The sequence below is a fragment of the Serratia grimesii NBRC 13537 genome, assembly GCF_001590905.1.
Classification (GTDB): Bacteria; Pseudomonadota; Gammaproteobacteria; order Enterobacterales; family Enterobacteriaceae; genus Serratia; species Serratia grimesii.
Map to the genome: position 1 here is coordinate 136,508 of NZ_BCTT01000014.1, position 19,410 is coordinate 155,917.

A 19,410-nucleotide genomic window follows, 5' to 3' on the forward strand; every position below is an offset into this window, starting at 1 on the left:
AACTAGCGGCTCCCCGTTGTTTGCACTAATTCAGCAAGCAAGGGCCAGCGCGTCATCATTTGCGTTAAACGCTCCTGACGCGAAATATCAACATAACTTAATTTTGGTAAAGAAAAGGCATGACTGAGAGCCAGCAAATCATCCTGAGTTTCCGGCGGTGCCACTGCATGAAAGCGCGTTAATTGATTATTCATTCTGCCGCCTTTAAAAAATAGGCTAATGTTAATTAACTATAGCAACGTAAAAAAAAGACATGGCCAATAAGATGATTCCTAACAGATATTATTACACAGTTTGTTAGATTTGTTATTATTGATCCCAATGACACTATGACTGAATAGCGACACTCAGTTAGCCGCGGCGACACTTTCAACGAAAGTAGAAACATATCCTATGGCGCAATCTTTCTCATTAGGTATTCGACAGATTTGGGAAGAACTGTCTGTAATGCAGGCCCCGGGGTTTTATTGGGTAAATGTCGATCGTCAAACCGATGCCAGTTTGCTCTGCCAACAAATCTTAGCTGCCCAGGCTGCAACCAGCCAGGTGGCATTGATTTGCAGCGGAGAAAAACCCGACAGACTGTTGGCTGAGCTCGCCTCCCCCGCCCTGAAAAAAATTCCGCTGTACCAGTTACCGGAAAAAAAAGCCGCGCTGACACATTTCAGTGATGACCTGATGCGCGCCTTAAAACCGCAAAACCGCTTATTAATCCTGTTAGCCCATGCCAGCCTGTGGCAAACCTTCACCAGCGAAGAGTTGCGGAGCTGGACGCGTGCCACGGCCATTTGGCTACGTCAGCAAGGCTGCACGCTGCTGATCCTCAGCCACGGAGGGGGCGTCAATAAGCTCAAAGGGCAGCTCAGCGCACAGCACCGTATTCTCAACGGCCTGTCCAGCCTGCAGTGGCAACAAGATAGTGCACAGTATCTGGTGAATTGGTGGAGTACCGAAAACGGCATCAATGCCAACCAACTACTGACACTCTATGCCGGCGAACACGGCTGGCAGGGGGACGATGACAGCAACAAACCTTCCCCAACCTCTATCCGCAGCGATGAAGGCCGTTATCTTGCTCAACAGAGCATTCTTGAAGGCGCTCCCCCACTGTCCGCCAACTGGCAACTGCTGGAAAGCAATGCATTACTGGCACAACACGGCATGCTGACACTCTCGGCTACACTGATCTTTGCGCTGTACCAGAGTGATGAAATCGATGCGCTCGCGCATCAAATTCACAGCTTGCGCCGTCAACGCGGTAACGGCTTGAAGATCGTGGTACGCGAGATGAGTGCCAGCCTGCGTTACAGCGACGAGCGTCTGCTCTTGGCCTGCGGAGCCAACCTGATTGTGCCGCACGTGGCGCCGCTGTCGCGTTTTTTAACCATGCTTGAGGGTATTCAGGGTCAACGCTTTTCTCGCCATGTCCCAGCAGACATTGATGCTCTGTTAGCCGGGTTACGTCCATTGCAACTGAAAGGCTACATGCGTCCAGATGACTTTAGCCAGGCCGTGGTTTCGCTGATGGGTAACACCTTGCTGCCAGAAGACGGTAAAGGCGTGATGGTTGCACTACGTCCAGCGCCGGGGTTACGCGCCGAACAGGCGATGACCCTCTGTCATCTGCGCCGTTTCGGTGACGTAATGACCGTGGTACAGGGCCGGTTGGTGCTGTTTCTCTCCACCTGTCGGATTAACGATCTGGATACTGCGTTGAAATTTATCTTCCGACTGCCGGTGGACGAGGCGTTCAGTAATCGGGTCGTATGGCATCAGGATGTAGATATTCTTTCAGAAATCAAACGGATGGCGCACAACGCCAATATTCCGTTAGCCACCATGACCGCACCGGCTACGCCGCGCCACGCTGCCGCTGTCGCAGACAGCCCACAGGAGCGTCGACAACCGGTGCCATTCACGCTGGCTAGCGGCATACAGGAGAACAAGCATGCTGAATCTTAACGATATTATGCAGTTGATTATCCTGTGTGCGATCGTTTTTATTCCGTTGGGTTATGCCTTTCACCGGCGTTTCCCTCACTGGCGTCAATACTGGCAAAACCTGTTGTTATCACCGCGTTATTTAAAATCCGTCGGGTTATGGGTACGCGAAGGTTCTTCATCTCAGATTAAGCGTAAGAAACAGCCATGAAGCCAACAAACAACCCGCTATCCGATAACTCCCTGTGGCGCTACTGGCGTGGACTGGGCGGCTGGAACTACTACTTCCTGGCCAAATTTGGCCTGCTGTGGTTCGGTTACCTGAACTTCCACCCGTTACCGAACCTGGTGTTCATGGCATTCCTGCTGATGCCGATACCGGCGCTGCGCCTGCACCGTTGGCGTCATTACGTGGCGATCCCGATAGGCCTCGCGCTGTTCTATCACGATACCTGGCTACCCGGTATCAACAGCATTATGAGTCAAGGTTCGCAGTTGACCGGCTTCAGTGCCCAATATCTGCTGGAACTGACAAACCGCTTTATCAACTGGCAGATGGTCGGCGCCGCCTTTGTGATGCTGATTGCCTATCTGTTCCTGGCCCAATGGGTGCGCGTCACCGTATTCACCGTCGCTGCACTGGTGTGGCTCAACCTGGTTAACATCGCCGGGCCGGCAGTGTCGCTGCTCCCAGCCAGCATCACCGCATCCACCAGCAGCACACCGGCGACGACAGCTCCGGCGGCCGGGGGAAACAGCGCACCAGCAGACAGTGCGCCGCCAACCAGTGCGAATCTGACGGCCTACCTGAATCAGTTTTACGACAAGGAAAAAGCCCGCGCCACCGCTTTCCCAGCGACGCTGCCTGCCGATGCCCAGCCGTTTGACCTGCTGGTCATCAATATCTGTTCGCTGGCCTGGGCCGATATGGATGCGGTGAATCTGCAAAACCATCCGCTGTGGTCGAAGATGGACATCATGTTCGACAACTTCAACTCGGCGACCGCCTACAGCGGCCCGGCCGCGATACGCCTGTTGCGTGCCAGTTGTGGACAGCTTTCGCACCACGACCTGTATCAGCCGGTTAATCAGCAATGCTATCTATTTGATAATCTTGCCAAGCTTGGTTTTAAAGAACAGCTAATGCTGGATCACTCCGGCGTGTTTGGTAACTTCCTGAAAGAACTGCGTGAGCAGGGTGATATGCAGGCGCCACTGATGTCACAGGCCGGTATCAGCAATGAGCTCGCCTCCTTTGACGGCGAACCGATATACAACGATCTGGATTTACTCAACCGCTGGCTGGATCAGCAACAGAAGGCCGGTGATGCCCGCAGTGCCACCTTCTTCAACATCATTCCGTTACATGATGGCAACCGCTTCGTTGGCTCTAACAAGAGTGCAGACTATCAACCTCGAGCGCAAAAGCTGTTTGATCAGTTGAACACCTTCCTTGAACAACTGGAGAAATCCGGTCGCAAAGTGATGGTTGTGATTGTGCCGGAACACGGCGCGGCGCTGGTAGGTGACAAAATGCAGATGTCCGGTTTGCGTGATATACCAAGTCCGAACATTACCCACACGCCTGTAGGTATCAAGCTGGTTGGGATGAAAGCCCCACATCAGGGGAGTCCTCTGCAGATCAAAACCCCAAGCAGCTATCTGGCCCTGTCAGAACTGGTCTCTCGCTTGGTCGATGGCAAAGCATTCACGGCACCGAGTGTGGACTGGCAGGCACTGACGCAGAACTTGCCGCAGACTGCGGTCATTTCGGAAAATGACAACGCTATCGTGATGCAATACCAGGGTAAGCCGTATATACGATTGAACGGCGGCGATTGGGTGCCTTACCCACAGTGACTTAATACAGGACGCACAGGCACGCCTTCGGGCGTGCTTTTTTTTAAGGGTATTAATTCATGAAGAACAATGAGTAGCGCCGCATTAACATCAGGTATTCTCTTTCAGTCTTAACAAAAAAGAAAACACGACACCAAATCAAATCCATTTGTTAATTATGACTCTGCGAAGATTCTGAATATCAGCAATTATTCGTAAGGAAATCGTTAAGGGAAATAAGCGAAATTAATAAAGATAAAATATTCAATCAGAAACCTAATTAATTAAGTGATACATTAAATCAAAAAAATACCGGCATAAATGCCGGTATTTAAATAAATACTCAGTGATAACAGCATTATGCCGCAGGATTTTCATCCTGATCGACCGCAAAGCAAGCCACCATCTGTTCACCGTATTGCTTCAATTGAGGTTGCAGTTGAGTGCATGGCCCGAAAGCACGACGGCACCGGGCGTTGAAAGCGCAACCGGGTGGCGGATTCATCGGGCTAGGGAGCTCACCGGTCAGCTTGATGCGCTCACGGCGCATATCCGGATTCAAACGCGGTGTCGCAGAGAGCAACGCCTGGGTATACGGATGACGCGGGTTGTTGAAAATGGCGTCTTTACTGCCCTTCTCCACGCAACGGCCGAGATACATCACCATCACTTCGTCGGCAATGTGTTCCACCACCGATAAATCATGTGAGATGAACACATAGGACAGCCCAAGTTCCTGTTGCAGGTCCATCATCAGGTTCAGCACCTGCGCACGCACCGACACATCCAGAGCGGAAACAGGCTCATCGGCAATCACTACATCAGGGTTAAGCATCAACCCACGCGCGATCGCAATACGCTGCCGTTGGCCGCCAGAAAACATGTGTGGATAGCGATCGTAATGCTCGGTTTTCAGTCCAACCTTGGCCATCATTTCCAGCGCTTTCTCACGACGCTCCGCACTGCTCAGCCCGGTATTGATCTGCAACGGCTCCTCGAGGATCTGCCCGACTTTTTTACGTGGGTTGAGCGATCCATAAGGATTCTGGAACACAATTTGGATCTTCTGTCGTCGCAGCTTCTCGGCGGTCACATCCGGCTTCAGCAGATCCTGTCCCTGGTAGTACAGCTCGCCACCCGTAGGCACTTCAATCATCGTCAGCAGGCGACCCAGGGTCGATTTACCACATCCGGACTCACCCACCACCGCCAGCGTTTTGCCACGCTCAAGGGTGAAAGAGACGCCATCCAGTGCTTTAACCAGCCGTTCCGGGGCGAATATCCCCTTCTTGACCGGGTAGTGTTTCTTCAGGTCAATCGCCTGTAATAAGGGTTGATTCTGGCTCATACGGTCGGCCTCCCCGCATCATCCAGCGGTGTGTGACATTTAACCTGACGGCCGGGAATAGTGCGTAATTCCGGCTCTTCAACGCGACAACGCTCATTGGCGTACGGGCAACGCGGGTTGAGCAAACAGCCACTTGGGCGGTCATATTTGCCCGGTACCACGCCCGGCAACGAAGCCAGGCGGGCCTTATCGGCGGCGAATTCCGGCAGCGCACGCAGCAGCGCCTGGGTATAAGGGTGGCGCGGCGCACGGAAAATTTCCGATGCTTTCCCGGATTCCACCACCTGTCCGGCATACATCACGATGATGTGGTGTGCGGCTTCTGAGACCAAAGCCAGATCGTGGGTGATCAACAATAACGCCATATTCTCGCGCTGCTGCAGCTCCAGCAACAGTTCGATAATTTGCGCCTGGATGGTCACGTCGAGTGCTGTGGTGGGCTCATCAGCAATCAGCAGCTTCGGCCGACAGGCAATCGCCATGGCGATCATCACACGCTGACTCATGCCACCAGAAAGCTGATGCGGATACACATCCAGCCGCGAGGCTGGGTCGGGAATGCCCACCTGCGTAAGCAGGTCGATAGCCCGTTGACGACGGGTGCGACGATTACCGCCCTGATGCACCTTTAACGCTTCCATAATCTGGAAACCGACGGTGTAACACGGGTTCAGGCTGGTCATCGGATCCTGGAAGATCATCGCCACTTCCGAGCCCACCAGTTGGCGGCGCTCTTTTTCAGAAATTTTGCGTAGATCCTGGCCGTTAAACTCCAGCTTTTCAGCCATCACTTTGCCAGGGAAATCGATCAGGCCCATAATCGCCAGCGAGCTGACGGATTTGCCGGAGCCGGATTCACCGACAATCCCCACCACCTGACCCTGTTCCACGCTGTAACTGATACGGTCTACCGCGCGGAAAGGGGTGCCTTCGTCACCGAAGTGTACCGAAAGCTTGTCTACATTTAATAACGCCATCTCTCTCGTCCTCTTTACTGCTTGAGTTTGGGGTCGAGAGCATCACGCAAGCCGTCCCCCATCAGGTTAAATGCAAGCACCGTCAGCAGAATCGCCACGCCGGGGAAGGTTACAACCCACCAGGCGCTTTGTGCGAACTGCAGGACGTCGGAGAGCATGGTGCCCCACTCCGGCGTCGGCGGTTGTGCACCCATACCCAGGAAGCCGAGAGCGGCCATATCCAGGATAGCGTTCGAGAAACCAAGAGAGGCCTGGACGATCAGCGGTGCCAGGCAGTTTGGCAAAATATTGATAAACATTTGGCGCATCGCACCGGCACCCGCCACGCGTGAAGCGGTGACATAGTCGCGGTTGACTTCCACCAATACCGCCGCGCGGGTCAAACGCACATAGTGCGGCAGTGCAACGAATGTCAGTGCCAGCGAGGCATTGACGATAGACGGCCCGAAGATCGCCACCAGAACCAACGCCAACAACAAGCTTGGAAGGGCCAGCATGATATCAACGATACGCATGATGATCGCATCTACCACGCCACCGAAATAACCCGCCAGCAGGCCCAGCACCACGCCCATGATCAGCGACAGAACCACAACCAAACAGCCGACCAGCAACGACAACCGGGCACCGTACATCAGTCGGGACAACACATCGCGGCCAACGTCATCGGTACCCAGCAGGTATTGCCAGCTACCGCCTTCTTGCCAGACAGGCGGCTTGAGCAATGCGTCGCGGAACTGATCCGCCGGTGCATGCGGCGCCAACACGCCAGCACCGATGGCAATCACGAACATCAAAACGATATACACCAGGCCAACAACGGCCCCTTTATTGCGCTTGAAATAGTGCCAGAACTCCTGGAACGGGCTCATTGGCTTCGGCGCACCTTTAACTACAGACTCAGTGATTTGAGACATCAGAGCGCCCCTTATTTCTTGTGGCGAATACGCGGGTTGACCACGCCGTAGAGCACATCTACCAGCAGGTTAACCAGAATAATCATACAGGCGACCAGCAACACACCGCCCTGAACAACCGGATAATCACGACGTTGCAGCGCGTCCATCAGCCAACGCCCCAGACCTGGCCAGGAGAAGATGGTTTCGGTCAGGATCGCGCCGGCAAGCATGGTACCGACTTGCAGACCGATCACCGTCACGACAGGCAGCAAAGCGTTACGCAACGCATGCACCACAATCACTCGCATACGGCTCACACCTTTGGCACGTGCAGTTCGGATGTAATCTTCACCGAGCACTTCCAGCATTGAGGAGCGCGTCATACGCACGATCACGGCCAGAGGGATGGTACCCAATACGATCGCTGGCAGAATCATGTGCATCACAGCATCAATAAAGTCACCCGGCTGACCCCAGATTAGGGTGTCGATCAGCATGAAGCCGGTTAACGGCAAGGTATCGTCCAGGAACACCGTGTCACTGACCCGTCCCGATACCGGCGTCAGGTTTAGTTGCACCGATACCAGCATGATCAGCATCATGCCCCACCAGAAAATCGGCATCGAATAGCCGGTCAGTGAAATGCCCACTGCGGTATGATCGAATATGGAGCCTCGCCTGACCGCTGCCAGTACCCCCACCGGAATCCCCACCAGCACGGCAAAAATCATTGCGCAGAATCCTAATTCCAGCGTGGCCTTGAAGCGGGGGACGAACTCATCCCATACGGAAATACGGCTTTTGAGGGACGTACCCAAGTCGCCATGCAAGACGTTAGATACGTAAGAGAAATACTGTTGATAGAGCGGTTTATCCAGCCCCATTTCCGCCATCAACTGTGCATGGCGTTCTGCGGAGATCCCGCGTTCCCCGGCCATGATGGTCACCGGGTCACCCGGGATCATATGGACGAATGCAAAAGTCAGCAAAGTTATGCCGATAAACGTTGGGATAACTAACCCCAAACGTCGGAGTATGAACTGCAACATATCCCGAACTCTCTGTATCAATGCCCGGCAGCTCATCGTCCGCCAGGCTTATTAAAGCTCACACACTTTGAAAAACCCTGATGCCATACGTCGGGGACTGGTCAGCAGGAGCGCAATTTGTTGCGCCCCTGCCAAGTCCATTCGTGCGTCGCCGACTGAACGGCCAGAATTAATCTAGAGAGACATTCTCAAAGTGATGCTTACCAAGCGGATCCACGACGTAGCCCTTCACTTCTTTACGTACTGGCTCGTAAACGGTGGAGTGCGCAACAATCAGTGCCGGAGCCTGATCGTGCATCACTACCTGAGCTTGCTTGTAAAGTTCTACACGTTTTTCGTGGTTCGATTCAGCGCGCGCCGGTTGGATCAGATCTTCAAACGGCTTGTAGCACCAGCGAGAATAGTTGGAACCGTCTTTCGCTGCGGCACAGCTAAACAGCGTAGCGAAGAAGTTATCCGGATCCCCATTGTCGCCAGTCCAGCCCATCATCACCGTCTGATGCTCGCCCGCTTTCGCGCGCTTGAGGTATTCACCCCACTCATAGGTCACGATTTTGGCTTTCACGCCGATTTTCGCCCAGTCAGACTGGATCATTTCAGCCATACGACGTGCATTCGGGTTATACGGACGTTGTACCGGCATCGCCCACAGATCGATGGAGAAACCGTCTGCCATGCCCGCTTCTTTCAGCAGCTCTTTGGCCTTGACCGGATCGTAGGTGTAGTCTTTCACCGCATCGTTATAGCCCCACATGGTCGGTGGGATCAGGTTCTTGGCCGCCTGGCCTGCACCTTGGTACACCGCATCGATGATAGCCTGCTTGTTGACCGCCATGGTCAACGCCTGGCGTACCTTCAGGTTATCCAGTGGTTTTTTCTCAACGTTGAACGACAGATAACCGACGTTCAGACCTGGTTGTTCCATCAGGTTGATGGTTTTGTCCTGCTTCATGCGGGCAATGTCAGCCGGGTTCGGGTACGGCATCACCTGGCACTCGTTTTTCTGCAGCTTGGCGTAACGCACTGACGCGTCAGGCGTGATAGAGAATACTAAGCGGTCGATCTTCGGCTTGGTGCCCCAGAAACCGTCGAAGGCCTTGTAAAGGATTTTGGAGTCTTTCTGATATTGCAGCAGTTGGAACGGACCGGTACCGATTGGATTCAGATCGACTTTCTCCGGGGTGCCAGCCTTCATCATCACATCGGCGTATTCGGCAGACAAGATAGAGGCAAAGTCCATGCCCAGGTCAGCCACAAACGGCGCTTCCGGACGGGTCAGCACAAAGCGTACTGTGTAGTCGTCCACTTTTTCGATTTTGGCGATCAGCTTCGGCATGTCCATGCCTTCAAAGTACTCATAGCTACCGCCGGAGACTTTGTGATAGGCATTATTGGCATCTAACTGGCGTTCAAAAGAGAACACCACATCGTCTGCGTTGAAGTCGCGAGTCGGTTTGAAGTCTTTGCTGCTCTGCCACTTCACACCCTTACGCAGGTGGAAAGTGTAGATCTTGCCATCTTCGCTGACATCCCATTTTTCAGCCAGGCCAGGCTGCAGCTCGGTGGTGCCGATTTTGAATTCGACCAGACGGTTGTAAATTGGCACCGAGCTGGCGTCATAGGTCGTACCCGAGGTGAACAACTGCGGGTTGAACCCTTCCGGGGACCCTTCAGAACAGTAAACCAGAGTCTTGGCTTGTACGCTGGCCGCAACGGTCAGCGCAATCAGCCCAATACCGAATTTCAGAATCCCTGTTTTTCCCAAGGAACTTGTCATCGCTAGTGCTCCATTATGTGATGTGATGTGTGTATTACCGCCAGAGCCTGTATTTTTTATTGCGCGGCCTGTGCAGTCAGTGCCCGAAGGCTGGAAGGGATAATTGCTCGAGAGAGCCGGGTGGAACGCATCCCGGTGGGGGCGTCTGAGCGCGTGGGATCCACTCAAACAACTCTCGCTCTTACCCCTGAGGCTACCAAATTGCCAACTGTTTCGAGTGTCGTCAATATAACCAGTGGGGATTTACACAGACTGTGAGAAACAGCAAACAAACATAAAAAAAACCTTTTTTTAACAGTTACAGCATTAAAAATTATGCTATGCGGTTATTTTTAGTTCGATAGGCTGCATGGCTGAAAGTTACTGGTTTTTAACTCCGATAAAAAACTAAAAAAGTTTGTTGCTGAATGATGAATATCTGAACGGTTATTTTTGTGATCGCCGTTAAAGACAGGATGAAATGCTGGTTCCTTACCCGAAAGGGTGAGGCAAACCAGCCCTTTTTAATCGAAGAGGCGTCACAATCTATGCGGCGTGAAAAAACTTTCGTCTGCCAAAAAACCGGGGGCCAAAAGATATCCCCCGGTAACGTGCTACAACTGATGTAATTATTGTGTGCCGGCGCTGTTGCCCAAGCTGGTATTCATGTTGTTCAGAATATCTCCATTGTCGGCATCAATCTCCCAAGAGAACAACCCGCCCAGCTGCTTATCCAACACATACTTGCCTTTTGCCTGCACCGAGCGTGCATCATCGAAGGTGATCAGATCGCCCGTCGAAGGTTTGAACACGTAAGGTGCTTCGGCGGTGGCGTCATAGCTGTACTGCCATTCGCCGCTCATAAATTCATTAGCGATTTGACGGTAATCCACGATGCCATTTTCCCAGGTGCCTTTCACGGGGCCGGTTGCGGTACCAGTAAACGGAATGTTGTTTTGGTAGCTGTTCACACCGGTCCAACCGCGGCCATACATGGCAGTACCCACCACGATCTTGCCCGGCTTAACCCCCTGCGTCAGCAGCGCGTTAACGCCATTCACCGTGGTATACGCCGTATCTGGTTTCCAGGACGGTGCTTTCAGTGCTGTCTGATGGCCCAGGTTTTTCAGATCAAATGCGCCATAGAAGTCGTAACTCATCAGGAAGATGTGATCCATCGAGTTCTGCGCAGTGTTGTAGTCCACCTTGTCGATTTTATCCTTGCCGGCGCTGATCGCTGAGGTCAGTTCATACTTGCGACCGGTTTCTGCCGAAAGCTGGTCCAACATGGCCCGCAGTTCTTTCATCAATTGCACATAGGTCGCCCCATCCTGCGCACTACCCAGTTTCGGGTTAGCGCCCTGCCCGCCCGGGAATTCCCAGTCGATATCCACGCCGTCAAAGAACTTCCAGGTTTGCAGGAACTCTTTCACTGAGCCGACGAAGCGATCGCGCTTCACCTTGTCGCCCATGAAGAAGAATGGGTCGGATAGCGTCCAACCGCCGATCGATGGCAGGATTTTCAGGTCTGGGCGCGCCTGTTTCAGCGCCATCAACTGACCAAAGTTACCTTTGTAGGGGTCATCCCAGGCGGTAACGCCCTTTTGGCCTTTCTGCAACGCGGCAAACGGATCGTGGATTGACACTTTAAAGTCCTCACGGCCCTGGCAGGAACGCTGCAACGCCTGGAAGCTACCTTCGATCTCTTTCAGACTGTCGTTGATGCCATCACCGCCACAGATCGGGATAAACCCGTACAGCAAATGCGTCAGGTTTTGCGCCGGCAGCTTATCGACGGTGAAATTACGGCCGTAGACGCCCCATTCCACAAAATAAGAGCCGACCACTTTGCCGGAATCTTGTTTATAAGGTTTATTCTTTTCCAACAGCGGTTCTTTTAAGGGTGCCAAATGGCTGCCGTCGGTATCAGCCACAACAATTTCAGTCGCATCGCTGGCGGTACAGCCGTCGGCATTACATAACGCCACCTGCATTTGATAGCGGCCACCCTTATTAACTTTAAAGTTTGCCGTGCCGGAAGAACCGGTTGACGCACCGCTCCAAACTTCTTTACCATTTAATAATACTTTTGCTGTGGTACCCGTATCGCCATTCCATAAATTCCATGAAACTGAAACATCGGCAGCATTTTTTACTTTCACCAGATTATTATATGCGGTCGCTGCCTGATCGACCTCGACAATGGCGAACTTGGTATTGCCCCAGGCTAGCGTAGGCTTACCCGGTGCAGCGGCCTGTGCAGCAGAACAGAGCGTGCTACCGATCAACAGCGCCAACAGTGGCTTATTAAATTTGCGCATAACTGATTCCTTTATTCCGAGAGGATAAACGTAAAATATTTAATGACGGCCGCCCATTGTCGGAGCAAAATAATCCCACAATAATCTTGGCCGATTAAAGTGAACAAATAAACACTTATCTTTTCACGCAGCGGGAATTATTACTCTCGCGTTGTGTATTCAGACTATAGATAATACGCCCATTAAAACAAGAGCACTATCGACTGGGTTTTATTAGACAACGGTGAATTTATTTAAACATGAATAAAAGAAGCAGCTAGATATAAGGATCGTGAATTTATTACTGAGAAAGGATAAATATTTCTCACAGTATTGCCGCTAATACAGGTTTCACCGGCGAGTAAGGATGAGTTTGGTAAACTACAGGCGAAAAAAAACCTGCTTTAAAAAGCAGGTTTTCTTGAATGTGGTCGGCGAGAGAGGATTCGAACCTCCGACCCACTGGTCCCAAACCAGTTGCGCTACCAAGCTGCGCTACTCGCCGATGCGGGGCGCATCTTACTGCTGACGATAATACGCGTCAATCACTTTCTTGCCCCGGCCAATCAAGTGGTGATAAAAACGGCATAAAGCGCGCTACAGCAGCCTGCAGCGCGCTTTATCATCATGCCTTCGCCGTTTTCAGCGCCGGTGATTGAGCGCGCAAGAACGGCAACAAGAACAACGCAGACAAGCAGGCAGCGATCGAAATCACCACGAAGAAACCATTCCAGTGCCAGATTTCCATGATGCGGGCAATCGGGTAGCCGGACAGCGCCGCCCCCAGGTAAGCAAACAGGCCGACAAAACCGGTTGCCGCCCCGGCAGCATCCTTGTGCGAACATTCCGCCGCTGCCATGCCGATCAGCATCTGCGGGCCAAAGATGAAGAAGCCGATAGCAAAGAAACAGGCCGCCTGCAGCAGGAAAGTAACACCCGGCATGAGCCACAGCGCCGCAACCGACAGGAAGATCCCGATGGCGAAGATCAGATTCATAGGCCCACGGTTACCACGGAACAGCTTGTCAGAACCCCAACCGGCTACCAGCGAACCAATAAAGCCGCCCACTTCGAACAGAGAAATCGCCGAGTTGGCGGTCATCAGTGAGTAGCCTTTCTCCTGCGTCAGATACAGGTTACCCCAGTCGTTGATTGCGGTACGCACGATGTACACCAGCACATAAGACACGGCCAGCAGCCAGATGTATTTGTTGGTCAAGACGTAGCGCTTGACGATTTCCCGGTTGCTCAGCCCCTGGCCTTCCGATTCTTGCACCAGCTCCATGGCGTCGTTACGCCATTTACCCACACTCGGTAACCCCATGGTGGACGGCTTGTCACGCAACCGCCAACACATCAACAGGCCTAGCACCACACCGATAATGCCCGGAATAATCATGCCGTAGCGCCAACTGAAGTGCAGCGAAATAAAGCCCACCAGCAGTGGAATCAGTGCACCACCAAAGTTATGCGACGTGTTCCAAATCGCCCACCAGCCTCCACGCTCGGAGCGTGAGTACCAACTGGTGAGTATTTTTGAGCATGGCGGCCAGCCCCAACCCTGGAAGAAGGCATTGAGGATCCACAGCGTACCCAGCATCAGCAGAGAAGAACTCAAGCCGAAGAAGATATTGAGTATGCCGGTCATGATCAGACCCAGTCCCATAAAGTAACGTGGGTTAGAGCGATCACTGATCATGCCAGAGATAAACTTCGAACAACCGTAAGTGATGTAAAACAGCGTGCCTAGGATGCCGACATCAGACATCGTCAGGCCAAGATCGCTCAACATGGCCGGCATGATGAAGTTGAAGCTTTTGCGCGTGAAGTAAAACGCAGCATAGCCGATATACATCGTCCACATCAGTTGGATACGCCAGTATTTATAGCTGGCATCGATCTGTTTTTGATCGGTAACCGGCGGCACATCCTGGCGGCTTTTAAGGAAAGACCACATGTGAAACCTCAGAGAATGGGAAAAGTGCCGCTATCATGCTGCGCGCGCGCGTAAATGACTTACGCCGGATTCCCGACGCGACTAAGAGTATTTCTTAGTTTTGCCCTTCTACCGCCGAAACTGTGGGTAAGATCACATTCAAACTGGTGCCATTTTCCGACGTCAGTCGCAGGCTACCACCCAGTGCACTAATGCGTTCCTGCATACCACGCAGGCCATAACCGGGCTCATGGTTAGCCAGATCGATGCCAACACCGTTATCCCGAATAGTCAGCAGAACTTGCGGTGGCTGCCCTTTACGATGGCTAAGACGTGCATCCAGCTCAATTCGGCTGGCGGCGGCGTGGCGGCAAACGTTAGTCACACCCTCCTGACAGACCCGATACAGGGTGATCTTCAGCGTTTCATCCAGCAAGTCGTCCGGTACCTGCCACTGCATCACGCTCACCAGAGACGTATCTTGCGGCAACGACTCACGCAACATCGCCGCTACCGCCGCCGAAAGCGGCAGATTATTCAGCGCGGCGGGCCACAATTGAGTCAGTACATCGTGAACACCGTCATAGACCCGCAGCGCCAGTGTATCTATCGCCTCGGCACAGCCTATTACCTGCGGCTGTGGCGCCAGGCGCTTGATAATACTGGCTTGAGTACGAATGACAGTGATAGTTTGGCCGACTTCGTCGTGTAGCTCGCGTGCAACCTCACGCCGAGTCTGTTCTTCTGCTGTGACCAACGCACGTGCCAGTTGGCGGTTCTCTGCCAATCGCAAACGCAATTGTTGATTGAGCTCTCGCTGGCGCTGAATCCCCGCGCCGAGCAGCAAACCGGTCAGACTCTGGGCCAATAACGACAGCAACAGATCGCGATGCGACTCAGGTTGTGGTGGCTCGTTGGCCACCAGCACCACCCCATTGAGCAACGTCGCCAGCAGCGCTCCTTGCCAGCCATAGCGATAGGACATAAAAACAATCGGGATCGCCAGACAAAACGGTGCGAAGCGGCGCAGCTCAGCGGCATTGACCTGCTGTTGCAACCAGATACTGAGCCCAAACAACAACAAATAGCTGGCCAGATGGCGCAACCGCAAGGTTACCGGTTTATGGATCAGACCCGGTTCAAGAGGCACCCAGATCTGCCGCGCCAGGTAATGCCACAGCAACAGGCAGGTCGGTGCAATAGTGAAACCACCCGCCAACCCAAGCAGCAAGGCACGTGCGCCGTTACCGTTAACCAACTGCCACACCAGCGCCTGTAGCACGGCGGCAACAGCCACCACCGCTCCCTGCATTAACGGCCATTGCCATTCACTGTCACTTTGCTGATGGCGTAACAACCAGGGGGAAGCCAGCAGGCTGAGCAGCACCGTCAACACCAGTACCACGACCGACGCCCACAGCGCCGGGCCGTAACCGAACTGATCTGCCAACAACACCATCAGCAGTAAGTCAGCCAGTAAGATACCCGGCCAGAAACGGTAAGGACTTTGCAGCAGAATGCCCATACGCAGGCCAAACGGGAATAACAACAGTGCCTGCCACGGCGGATCAATCAGCGCGGTACCGATACCCCACAGGCAAAATGCACTGGTGGCATAGATAAAAAACAGCGCCAGCTGGGTGATCAGACGTTGCATCACAGGTTTAGCATCCGCTTCGCCAGTTCAACATTATTGTTAATACCCAACTTGGCGAACAGATTGGCACGATGTACGTGTACCGTTTTCGGTGATAACCCCAACGTCGCAGCAATTTCCCGGACTTCCTGCCCTTGTGCCAGCAACAGCGCGATTTCGCGCTCGCGACGGGTCAGGGGGTCTACCTTGATTCGCGCCAGCTGCTGGGCGATTTCAGGCATCAGGTATACGCCCCCGCTGGCGACGGTGCGAACCGCGGTGATCAGGTCTTCTGGCTTACAGCGTTTGGATAAAAAACCACAGGCGCCACGCTCCAAAGCCATTTCCACCAGAGCTGAATTATCATGCATCGACAGCATTACCACCCGAATACCTGAAGGTATATCCGCCAGCAAATCCAGCCCACTGCCATCCGGCATCGAAATGTCACAAATGCAGATATCCGCCTCTAAACCCGGCAGACCGGCACGCGCCTGGGTCGCACTGCTGAACTCCCCGACCACCTGAATATCCGCCTCCAGCGACAGCAGTTGCACAAAGCCCGATCGCACAATGTCATGATCGTCAATAAACGCCACGCGCAAGGTCATGGAAATCTCCGGTCCGAGAGGGAAAGTGCGCAAGTATACCGCAAGCCTGAGCCGGATTAATTGATGAAGGGAAGGTATTAACGGATTTTACCGGGCGCAACGCGCCCGGTATTGAAGAGGTTACATCTGGGCCGCGGCTGTCTTACTCTGAGGAATATTACACCAGTTGTTTTTTGCTACGATGCCGCCGTTAGGCGAGGTATAGCCAAGACAGCCGAGAATGGTATCGAACAGCTCAACATGGTGATGTATCTTGCCCACACGCTGCTGCGCCTGTAATTGCTCAAACGCACTGCGATGCTGCGGATCTTCCAGGAACTTGTCAGAAGCCCACACCATCATTGGCACGCGGAACTGCTCCGGTGGCGCCATTTCACGTGGTGTACCATGCAGATGTGAGTTCTCGCCAATCGACTCGCCGTGATCGGACGAATAGAACACGATGGCCTTCTTCTCACGCACCTGGTCAATGACATTGGCGATAAAGGAATCGGTATACAGCACCGAGTTATCGAAAGCGTTAATCAACTGATCTTTGGAACAGAAATCGTCAACGCCAATACACTCTGGCTGATAGCGCGCATAACTACGCGGATAACGCTGTGAATAAAGGTAATGCGAGCCTTTGGTATGCAGGATCACCAAGTGCTTCCCTTTCGGGTAACGCGCCAGTGACTCCTTCATTTCGTCCACCAGCAGCATATCGTCAACCGACTTGCCGTCGTTACGTTTCTCGGAGGCGATCATCTCGCGGAATGAATAGTTGTTAACTTCGGTATTGTTGTAGAACCAAACCTCACTCTGCATGGCAAACAACTCAGAGGTAAAGCCCAAGTCCTTCAGTACTGCGAACACATTTTGCTCTTTCAGCGTTCGTTGCGGGTTGTCTGCCGTCCCACCTTCCCGCACAAACATGCAGCGCAGCGAAAGTTTGGTGGCGGTATCACATGATACGCCACGGAATGCCGCCAGATTTTTCTCTTTGGACAACCGTGGCGTGGTGTCACGGTCGTAGCCAAGAATACCCATGTGATCCCAACGCGTGGTTTCGCCAATGATAAACACCACATAGGTGTCATCGATATCGGCGGGCGGCACATAGGTAAAGTTTTTGGCTGGGTCGAACAAGGTGGCCTGATCCTGGCTTTCGTCATAACGCGTATAGGCAAACAACCCCAGCGCCGACAACCAGTTAGACGGTAAATAAGAATGGGCCACTACGCCGCCATAACTTGGCAAATCCACATTGGTGATTTTTTCCTGGGCGCTCTGCTCGTTGTCCAGCATGCGCAGCGGTAACCACACCAGCGCTACCACTGCCACCAGCACCACTAAGGGCTTTACCCGGTGGCCAGGGGTTTTAAGTTGCTCAATCAGCGTATAACGCAGGTTGTTTTTCCAAATGCACAGCAACGGCAATGCACTGAGCACCACCATCCACAACACAAAGTGCAGACCTACCACTTCTTTAGACAGATCGATATCCGTGGTCATCACCGAAACGACAATGCCATAACCAATCACCACGTTGAAAAACGTCATGTAATAGCTGGCAGCAACGGAAATCAGGACCAACAACGAAGCGGTGATACGGTAGAACAGCCGGCCGCCAAGCGACACCAGCCGCATAATGAAGAAGGTGAATAGAACAATGGCGATAACCTCAGTTACCGCGGAAATAACCTTAATCCCCTGAATGCCGTGTGAAAACGAATCAAAGCGACGATAAAAAACGGAAAGGTTTAAAAATATGCCGATATAGATCGCTAACAATAACGATAAATTCTGCTGTGATAGCGATTTAACTTTGTTCATGCAACGCGGTGGCTCCGGGGACTGTAACAGTTCTGAATCAGTCAGACATCCAATGCGGCCTCAGGTTCAGCCGAGCGGCAATAAGCGCTATTTTGAGGGCAATAATCAAGCAAATTCTCAAAGGGTGGGCATTTTTTGCTGCTTTTTGTGAGCAAAATGGAGGTAGGCAAAACGAAAAAAATGGAGAGATAAACCCTCCATTCTTTAATGGTGTTAGCGAGAGCCCTATTTTATGTTCAGCGTGACATCAATATTGCCGCGGGTCGCATTGGAATAAGGACAAACAACATGGGCTTTTTTCACCAGGTCTTCCGCCACACTGCGTTCGATACCCGGCAAAGTGATATCCAGTTGTACTTCAATACCAAAACCATTAGGGATTTCGCCAATGCCGACGGTGCCGTCAATTTTGGCTTCTGCAGGGATCTTCACTTTCTCTTTCGCTGCAACAAACTTCAGTGCACCAAGGAAGCAAGCAGAGTAGCCAGCGGCGAACAGCTGTTCCGGGTTGGTGACGTCGCCGCCCGCGCCGCCCATTTCTTTCGGCACACCCAGTTTAACATCCAACACACCGTCGGATGATGTCGCACGGCCATCACGGCCACCGGTTGCTGTGGCATGAGCACGGTAAACAACTTTTTCAATCGACATAGATCATTCCTTCTTTCTGGTTGGGGACATGACAGCGATGCTTACAGGCAAATGCCATCACATGTATATATTTCACGATTAAATCGCACACTATATATTTAACGCTTACTTTCAGTGTAGCCCACGAACGCCAATCCTGCGTCCGGAGCCAATCGTCAAAGCTGGTAGAGCAACTTACCGCGCAGCTTTTCCAACTGCTGTTTGATATTGACGATTTCATCAAGGCTGCAATCAGTGGCACACATTACAGCTTCCGGTACCGATTGCGCTTTTTCACGCAGTGCACGGCCCGCGTCGGTTAACGCGATAATCACCTGCCGCTCATCCGCAGTCGCACGGTAACGCACCAGTAATCCTGCGGTCTCCAGCCGTTTCAGCAACGGTGTTAGCGTTGCTGAATCGAGAAACAGCCGCTCGCCAATGTCCGTGACTCTGATTTCGTCCCGTTCCCACAGCACCAGCATCACCAGGTATTGTGGATAAGTGAGATCAAGTTGGCTCAGCAACTTGCGATACACCTTGTGCAGTGCCAGGTTCGCAGAGTAAAGGGCAAAACACAGCTGCTGATCGAGCAGCAACAGATTTTTCGCTACCGGTTGTTCGGTGTTTTTCGTTTTCATGAATCAAATATAGATAGTGCACTATGTAATCG

At 52.7% G+C, this 19,410-nt stretch carries 16 protein-coding genes and 1 tRNA gene; 3 read left to right on the forward strand and 14 right to left on the reverse strand.

What is annotated here, in order from left to right; genetic code table 11:
- Positions 1–2: 2 nt before the first annotated feature.
- Positions 3–194: a cellulose biosynthesis protein BcsR gene (gene bcsR / locus SGR01S_RS17975; RefSeq protein ID WP_037422848.1), complete on the reverse strand. Its 192-nt coding sequence runs from the start codon at positions 192–194 to the stop codon at positions 3–5.
- Positions 195–393: 199 nt separating this feature from the next.
- Here bcsR and bcsE point away from each other — a divergent pair, with 199 nt between their 5' ends.
- From bcsE to bcsG, 3 genes are read left to right on the forward strand one after another with little or no spacing between them, the layout of a single operon-like run.
- Positions 394–1,962, forward strand: coding sequence for a cellulose biosynthesis protein BcsE (gene bcsE, locus SGR01S_RS17980; protein WP_061808176.1), 1,569 nt, complete (start codon positions 394–396; stop codon positions 1,960–1,962).
- Positions 1,949–2,152 carry a cellulose biosynthesis protein BcsF gene (gene bcsF / locus SGR01S_RS17985; RefSeq protein WP_037422854.1) on the forward strand — a complete coding sequence of 68 codons (204 nt, stop codon included), beginning with the start codon at positions 1,949–1,951 and terminating at the stop codon, positions 2,150–2,152. Before bcsE ends, bcsF begins: the two co-directional genes overlap by 14 nt.
- Positions 2,149–3,801 (forward strand): cellulose biosynthesis protein BcsG, encoded by a 1,653-nt coding sequence (bcsG, locus tag SGR01S_RS17990; RefSeq protein ID WP_061808177.1) that lies wholly within the window; start codon positions 2,149–2,151, stop codon positions 3,799–3,801. Before bcsF ends, bcsG begins: the two co-directional genes overlap by 4 nt.
- A gap of 337 nt (positions 3,802–4,138) precedes the next feature.
- Here bcsG and dppF read toward each other — a convergent pair whose 3' ends face one another.
- From dppF to SGR01S_RS18055, 13 genes are all read right to left on the reverse strand, one after another.
- Positions 4,139–5,128 (reverse strand): dipeptide ABC transporter ATP-binding subunit DppF, encoded by a 990-nt coding sequence (gene dppF / locus SGR01S_RS17995; protein WP_037422857.1) that lies wholly within the window; start codon positions 5,126–5,128, stop codon positions 4,139–4,141.
- Positions 5,125–6,105 (reverse strand): dipeptide ABC transporter ATP-binding protein, encoded by a 981-nt coding sequence (dppD, locus tag SGR01S_RS18000; protein WP_037422859.1) that lies wholly within the window; start codon positions 6,103–6,105, stop codon positions 5,125–5,127. The genes dppF and dppD overlap by 4 nt, the downstream gene beginning before the upstream one ends.
- 14 nt (positions 6,106–6,119) lie before the next feature.
- Positions 6,120–7,022, reverse strand: coding sequence for a dipeptide ABC transporter permease DppC (gene dppC / locus SGR01S_RS18005; protein WP_037422861.1), 903 nt, complete (start codon positions 7,020–7,022; stop codon positions 6,120–6,122).
- Between the two features lie 11 nt (positions 7,023–7,033).
- Entirely contained in the window at positions 7,034–8,053 is a 1,020-nt protein-coding gene (gene dppB, locus SGR01S_RS18010) for a dipeptide ABC transporter permease DppB (protein WP_037422863.1), read from the reverse strand.
- 169 nt (positions 8,054–8,222) lie between these two features.
- Positions 8,223–9,830, reverse strand: coding sequence for a dipeptide ABC transporter periplasmic-binding protein DppA (dppA, locus tag SGR01S_RS18015; protein WP_037422866.1), 1,608 nt, complete (start codon positions 9,828–9,830; stop codon positions 8,223–8,225).
- Positions 9,831–10,438: 608 nt separating this feature from the next.
- On the reverse strand, positions 10,439–12,130 hold the full coding sequence (gene chiA, locus SGR01S_RS18020; RefSeq protein WP_061808178.1) for a chitinase ChiA: 1,692 nt from the start codon (positions 12,128–12,130) through the stop codon (positions 10,439–10,441).
- 407 nt (positions 12,131–12,537) lie between these two features.
- A tRNA-Pro gene (locus SGR01S_RS18025) sits at positions 12,538–12,614 on the reverse strand.
- 120 nt (positions 12,615–12,734) lie between these two features.
- The gene (locus tag SGR01S_RS18030; RefSeq protein WP_037422872.1) at positions 12,735–14,066 is read right to left on the reverse strand and encodes an MFS transporter; all 1,332 of its coding nucleotides are present in this window, start codon (positions 14,064–14,066) and stop codon (positions 12,735–12,737) included.
- A 94-nt stretch (positions 14,067–14,160) separates the two neighbouring features.
- On the reverse strand, positions 14,161–15,702 hold the full coding sequence (gene uhpB, locus SGR01S_RS18035; protein WP_061808179.1) for a signal transduction histidine-protein kinase/phosphatase UhpB: 1,542 nt from the start codon (positions 15,700–15,702) through the stop codon (positions 14,161–14,163).
- Complete coding sequence (gene uhpA / locus SGR01S_RS18040) at positions 15,702–16,292, reverse strand: response regulator transcription factor UhpA (protein ID WP_061808180.1); 591 nt, start codon at positions 16,290–16,292, stop codon at positions 15,702–15,704. Before uhpA ends, uhpB begins: the two co-directional genes overlap by 1 nt.
- Before the next feature lie 120 nt (positions 16,293–16,412).
- Positions 16,413–18,107, reverse strand: coding sequence for a kdo(2)-lipid A phosphoethanolamine 7''-transferase (eptB, locus tag SGR01S_RS18045; RefSeq protein ID WP_061808181.1), 1,695 nt, complete (start codon positions 18,105–18,107; stop codon positions 16,413–16,415).
- 225 nt (positions 18,108–18,332) lie between these two features.
- A complete protein-coding gene (locus SGR01S_RS18050) occupies positions 18,333–18,758 on the reverse strand; it encodes an organic hydroperoxide resistance protein (RefSeq protein WP_037422882.1) in 426 nt (141 codons plus the stop codon).
- 155 nt (positions 18,759–18,913) lie between these two features.
- Complete coding sequence (locus SGR01S_RS18055) at positions 18,914–19,378, reverse strand: MarR family winged helix-turn-helix transcriptional regulator (protein ID WP_061808182.1); 465 nt, start codon at positions 19,376–19,378, stop codon at positions 18,914–18,916.
- Positions 19,379–19,410 lie beyond the last annotated feature (32 nt).